At 71.4% G+C, this 6,509-nt stretch carries 1 protein-coding gene; it reads left to right on the top strand.

What is annotated here, in order from left to right; genetic code table 11:
- Window positions 1-34: 34 nt before the first annotated feature.
- Window positions 35-6,509: type I polyketide synthase (locus tag ACH5A8_RS34500; RefSeq protein ID WP_399007945.1), on the top strand; the 6,475-nt coding region annotated here is incomplete at its 3' end.

The raw sequence follows: 6,509 nt of genomic DNA, 5'->3' as shown, positions 1-6,509 counted from the left end.
TGTGGAGGTGGACTGGTCGCGGGCGTTCACCGGAATGGGTGCCGCTCGTGTCGACCTGCCGACGTACGCCTTCCAACGCCAACGCTACTGGCTCGGTGAAGCCGCACGGCCGGCCAGGGCCGAGGCCGAATCCGCGGTCGAGACTTCCTGGCGTGAGCGTCTTGCCGCCGTCACGGGCGACGAGCGGCGACAGGCGCTGGAGCAACTCGTCCGCTCGCAGGTCGCGACCGTTCTGGAGTACGGCTCCGCGGCGGCGGTGAACCCCGCCCGCACGTTCAAGGAACTGGGCTTCGACTCCCTGACCGGTGTGGAACTGCGCAACCAGCTGAACGCGGCGACAGGACTGAGGCTGCCCTCTTCGCTGATCTTCGACTGGCCGACGCCTGCCGCCCTCATGCGGCACCTGGACGTCGAGGTACTGGGCGGCACGGAGCCGCTGGCCGACGAGAGGGCGGGCACGGCCGGGGAGCCGGAGGAGCCGATCGCGATCGTCGGCATGGGCTGCCGTTACCCCGGCGGTGTCACCTCGCCGGCGCAGCTGTGGGAGCTGGTGCGTACCGGGAGCGACGCGATCTCCGCATTCCCGGTGGACCGGGGCTGGGACCTGGACGCGCTGTACGACGCCGATCCCGGCCGTTCCGGTACGTCCTACGTCCAGGAGGGCGGGTTCCTCCACGAGGCGGCCGAGTTCGATCCTGCCTTCTTCGGGATCTCGCCGCGCGAGGCGCTGGCGATGGATCCGCAGCAGCGGCTCCTGCTGGAGACGTCCTGGGAGGCGTTCGAGCACGCCGGCATCGATCCGCTGTCCCTCAAGGGCAGCCGCACGGGCGTTTTCGCCGGTGCCATGTCGCAGGACTACGGCGCCCTGCTCCATGAGGCCACGGACGGCCTCGACGGCTACCTGCTCACCGGCAAGTCGGTCAGCGTCGTCTCCGGACGACTGGCGTACGTCCTCGGCCTTGAGGGTCCGGCGGTGACGGTGGACACGGCGTGTTCGTCGTCGCTGGTCGCCCTGCACCAGGCCGTGCAGGCGCTGCGCGCCGGGGAATGCCGGCTGGCCTTGGCCGGCGGCGTCACCGTCATGGCGACGCCCGGGATGTTCGTGGAGTTCAGTCGGCAGCGCGGGCTCGCGTCCGACGGCCGCTCGAAGGCGTTCTCCGACGCGGCGGACGGCACGTCGTGGGCCGAGGGCGCGGGCATGCTGGTGCTGGAACGCCTGACCGACGCGCGGCGCAACGGCCACAAGGTGCTGGCGGTGGTGCGTGGCTCGGCGGTGAACCAGGACGGTGCCAGTAATGGGCTGACGGCGCCCAACGGTCCGTCGCAGCAGCGCGTGATCCGGGCTGCCCTGGCGAGTGCGGGTCTCGCCGCGTCCGATGTGGACGCGGTGGAGGCGCACGGTACGGGGACGACGCTGGGTGATCCGATCGAGGCGCAGGCTTTGATCGCCACCTACGGTCAGGATCGCGAAGAGCCGTTGTGGCTGGGGTCGTTGAAGTCGAACATCGGGCACGCGCAGGCCGCCGCGGGTGTCGGCGGCGTGATCAAGATGGTCCAGGCGATGCGGCATGGCACGCTGCCCCGGACGCTGCACGTCACCGAGCCGACGGGCGAGGTGGACTGGTCGGCGGGTGCGGTGGAGCTGCTGACGGAGGCACGCGAGTGGCCGACGGGCGGGGGCCGACCGCGTCGGGCCGGCGTCTCCTCCTTCGGCATCAGTGGCACGAACGCGCACGTCATCCTGGAGCAGGCCCCGGAGGCTCCTGAGGCTGAGCATGTCGAGCGGGCGGCCCCGGTCCAGCCGGCCGCCGTGCCGTGGGTGCTGTCGGGGCGCGGGGCCGAGGCGTTGCGCGGGCAGGCGGCTCGCTTGCTGGCACGCGTGGAGAGCGGTGCGGATCTGTCCCCTGTGAACGCGGGCTGGACGCTGGCGACGGGCCGGGCGGCCTTGGAGGAGCGGGCCGTTGTGGTCGGTACCGACCGTGCCGCTTTGACGGCGGGGCTCCGGGCGCTGGCACAGGGCGAGTCGGCGGCGGGCCTCGTACAGGGCGGTAAGCGGTCCGGCGGAGCTGCCGGCCGGGTGGTGTTCGTGTTCCCCGGTCAGGGTTCGCAGTGGGCCGGTATGGGCGCGGAACTCCTCGACACGGCTCCGGTGTTCGCCGAGCGGTTCGCCGAGTGCGGGCGGGCTTTGGCGGAGTTCGTGGACTGGGATGTGGAAGCTGTGCTGCGGGGGGTCCCGGACGCTCCGTCGTTGGAGCGGGTGGATGTGGTGCAGCCGGTTTCGTGGGCGGTGATGGTGTCGCTGGCGGCGTTGTGGCGCTCCTATGGTGTGGAGCCGTCGGCGGTGGTGGGGCATTCGCAGGGTGAGATAGCGGCTGCGTGCGTGGCCGGGGCTCTTTCGCTCCAGGATGGTGCCCGGGTGGTGGCGTTGCGGTCGCAGGCGATCGCTGCGGGTCTGGCCGGTGACGGCGGCATGGTGTCGCTGGCTCTGGATGCCGAGGCGGTGGCTGCACGGATCACGGCGTGGGACGGCCGTATCGAGATCGCCGCGTTGAACGGGCCGACGTCGGTCGTCGTGGCGGGTGAGCCGCAGGCTCTGGACGAGTTGATCGCGTCCTGTGAGGCGGAGGAGATCCGGGCGCGCCGGGTTCCGGTGGACTACGCCTCCCACACCTCGCACGTGGAGCGCATCGAGGAGAAGCTGGCCGACGTGCTGGCCGAGGTGCGCCCGCAGTCGTCCGGCATTCCGTTCTTCTCCACCGTGATCGGTGACTGGGCGGACACGACGGCTCTGGACGCGGGTTACTGGTACCGGAACCTGCGGCGGACCGTTCGCTTCGAGGAGTCGGTGCGTGCTCTGGCCGCTCAGGACCACGCCGTGTTCGTCGAGGTGTCGGCGCATCCCGTGCTGGCGATGGCCATCCAGGACACGGTCGATGAAGCGGTCGTCACCGGCACGCTGCGCCGTGAGGACGGCGGCCTGGACCGTTTCCTCACCTCCGCCGGAGAGCTCTGGACGCGTGGTGTCGACGTGGACTGGTCGCAGGTCTTCGCCGGCACCGGTGCACAGCTGGTGGACCTGCCGACGTACGCCTTCCAGCGCAGCCGCTACTGGCTGGAGGCGCCCGTACGAGTCGGTGAAGCCGTCGCTGATGACGAGGTGGACGCGCGGTTCTGGGAGGCCGTCGAGAGCGAGGACCTTCCTTCGGTCCTCGAAGCACTCGACGTACCGGCGGACCGGCCGTTCAGTGAGGTTCTGCCTGCTCTCTCGGCGTGGCGCAAAGCGCGTCTGCGCCAGGCGGAGCTGAACGACTGGCAGTACCGGGTGTCGTGGAAGCCGGTGTCCGCGCGGGCCGAGAGGCTGGTGGGCAGGTGGCTGGTGGCGGTGCCGGCGGGGCTGACCGGGGACGAGTGGGTCTCGTCGGTGGTGCGGTCGCTCGAAGCGCGCGGGGCCGACGTACTGCTGTTCCCGGTGGGTGGGGATGCGGGTCGTGTGGAGTTGGCGGGGGCTTTTGGGGGTGTGGGGGTTCTGGCTGGTGTGGTGTCGTTGCTGGCGTTGGACGAGGCTGCGCATGGTGTGGGTGGTGGGGTGTCGGCTGGTCTGGCGGGGACGTTGTTGTTGGTGCAGGCGTTGGGTGATGCCGGTGTGGGGGCGCCGTTGTGGTGTGTGACGCGGGGTGCTGTGGGTGTGGGTGGTGGCGATCGTGTGGTGGGTGCGGTGCAGGGTGGGGTGTGGGGGTTGGGTCGGGTGGCTGCTTTGGAGTGTCCGGAGCGGTGGGGTGGTCTGGTGGATCTGCCGGGGGTGGTGGATGCCCGTGTGGTGGATGGGTTGTGTGGGGTGTTGGGGGGTGCTTCGGGTGAGGATCAGGTCGCGGTGCGGTCGTCGGGGGTGTTCGGCCGGCGGTTGGTGCGTGTGGGGTGGTCGGGTTCGGGGGTGTGGCGGCCTGCGGGGTCGGTGTTGGTGACGGGTGGTACGGGTGCGTTGGGTGGTCATGTGGCGCGGTGGCTGGCCGGGCGGGGTGCGGAGCATCTGGTGCTGGTCTCGCGCCGGGGTGCGCACGCGCCGGGGGCCGATGCGCTGCGGCGGGAGCTTGAGGCGCTGGGTGTCGGCGTGAGCCTGGTCGCGGCCGACGTGGCCGATCGTGAGCAGGTTCGGGGTCTGCTGGAGTCTTTGGAGGGTGGGCAGCTTCCGCCGTTGAGGGCGGTGGTGCACACGGCCGGTGTTCTGGACGACGGCGTGATCGAGACGCTGTCGGTGGAGCGGCTGGCGGACGTTCTGCGGCCGAAGGCGGAAGCCGCCCGCCACCTGCACGAGCTGACGTCCGGTATGGACCTGGACGCCTTCGTACTCTTCTCCTCCGTCATCGGCGTCTGGGGCAACGGCGGCCAGGCCGCCTACGCCGCTGCCAACGCCGCTCTGGACGCGCTCGCCCAGGACCGGCACGCCCGCGGGTTGCCCGCCCTGTCCCTGGCCTGGGGCACGTGGAGCGGCGGCGGCATGGTCGGCGACGACACGGATGAGCGCATGCGCCGCAGCGGTCTGACCGCCATGGCCCCGGCGGCCGCGATCGAGGCGCTCGCACACGCGACGGGGTCGGCCTCGCCGTTCCTCGCCGTGGCCGACGTCGACTGGCAGCGGTTCGTCGCGTCGTACTCACCCACCCGGAAGAGCTGCCTCTTCGGCGAGATACCGGAGGCGGCACGTGCCGCGGGCACCGACTCCTCCGCCGACGCCGGACCCACCGGCACGACGCCGGCCCAGCGGCTCGCAGGGCTCACCGCCGGCGAGCAGGAGCGCGTACTGACGGAGCTGGTCCGTACCCACGCGGCAGCGGTCCTCGGCCACAGCAGCATGGACGCGGTCGAGATCGGACGCGCTTTCAAGGACCTCGGTTTCGACTCGATGCGCGTCATGGAGCTGCGCAACCGGCTGAACGCCGCCACCGGGCTGCGGCTGGCCACGGGCGCCGTCTTCGACCACCCCACGGTCACCCTCATGGCCCGGCATCTGCAGGCCGAACTGGTCGGCGGACCGGCGGACCAGGGACCCGGCACTCCCGCGGTCACGGATCGGGACTCCACGACCACAGCCGGAGCCCAGGACGACGAGCCGATCGCGATCGTCGCCATGGGCTGCCGACTGCCTGGTGACGTGCGCACCCCCGAAGGGCTGTGGCAGCTCCTGGTCAATGGTGAGGACGCGATCGCCGCCTTCCCCACCGACCGCGGCTGGGACGTCGAGGGACTGTACGACCCGGACCCCGGCCGACCCGGCAAGACATACGCCCGAGAAGGCGGATTCCTGTACCGGGCGGCCGAGTTCGACCCGGCCTTCTTCGGGATCTCCCCGCGCGAGGCGCTGGCGATGGACCCGCAGCAGCGCCTCCTGCTGGAGACGTCTTGGGAGGCCATCGAGCGGGCCGGCATCGACCCGACCTCCCTCAAGGGCACCACGACCGGCGTGTTCGCCGGAATGACCTACCAGGACTACGGCGCCCGCCTGCACGAAGCCCCCGAAAGCGTCGAGGGCTACCTCCTGACCGGCAAGTCCTCCAGCGTGCTGTCCGGGCGCATCGCCTACACCCTGGGCCTGCAGGGTCCGGCGGTCACGGTCGACACGGCCTGCTCGTCCTCGCTGGTGGCGCTGCACCTGGCGGCCCAGGCGCTGCGCTCGGGCGAGTGCGGACTCGCCCTGGCCGGTGGTGTGACGGTCATGCCCACCCCCGGTCTGTTCATCGAGTTCAGCCGGCAACGCGGACTGGCCGCCGACGGGCGCTCTAAGGCGTTCTCCGACGCGGCGGACGGCACGTCGTGGGCCGAGGGCGCGGGCATGCTGCTGCTGGAGCGGCTGTCCGACGCGCGCCGCAACGGGCACCCGGTACTGGCGGTCGTACGCGGCTCGGCCGTCAACCAGGACGGGGCCAGCAACGGCCTCACCGCCCCCAATGGACTGTCCCAGCAGCGGGTGATCCAGGCGGCCCTCGCCGGTGCGGGGCTGTCGACCACCGACGTGGACGCGGTGGAGGCGCACGGCACCGGGACGGCTCTCGGTGACCCGATCGAGGCCGAGGCGCTGCTGTCCACGTACGGGCAGAACCGCGAACGGCCCCTGTTGCTTGGCTCGTTGAAGTCCAACATCGGGCACACACAGGCTGCCGCCGGTGTCGCCGGTGTGATCAAGATGGTCGAGGCGATGCGGCACGGTGTGCTGCCGCGGACGTTGCACGCGGAGACGCCGTCGTCGAAGGTCGATTGGTCGGCGGGTGCGGTGGAGCTGTTGACGGAGGCGCGGGAGTGGGGGCGGTCGGGTGATCGTCCGCGTCGGGCGGGGGTGTCGTCGTTCGGTGTGAGCGGTACGAACGCGCACGTCATCCTGGAGGAGGCGCCCGAGCCGGCGGAGGTGCCGGAGGCTGCTGCGGCTTCCGTTTCGGGGGGTGTGGTGCCGTGGGTGGTGTCGGGGCGTGGTGTGGGTGCGTTGCGGGCTCAGGCGGCTGCTTTGGTGTCCCGGGTCG

Source organism: Streptomyces sp. NPDC018610, from assembly GCF_044391765.1.
In the GTDB taxonomy this organism is placed as follows: domain Bacteria; phylum Actinomycetota; class Actinomycetes; order Streptomycetales; family Streptomycetaceae; genus Streptomyces.
The sequence above is the reverse complement of the archived record's forward strand: the minus strand, read 5'-3'. Positions and strand labels throughout refer to the sequence as shown.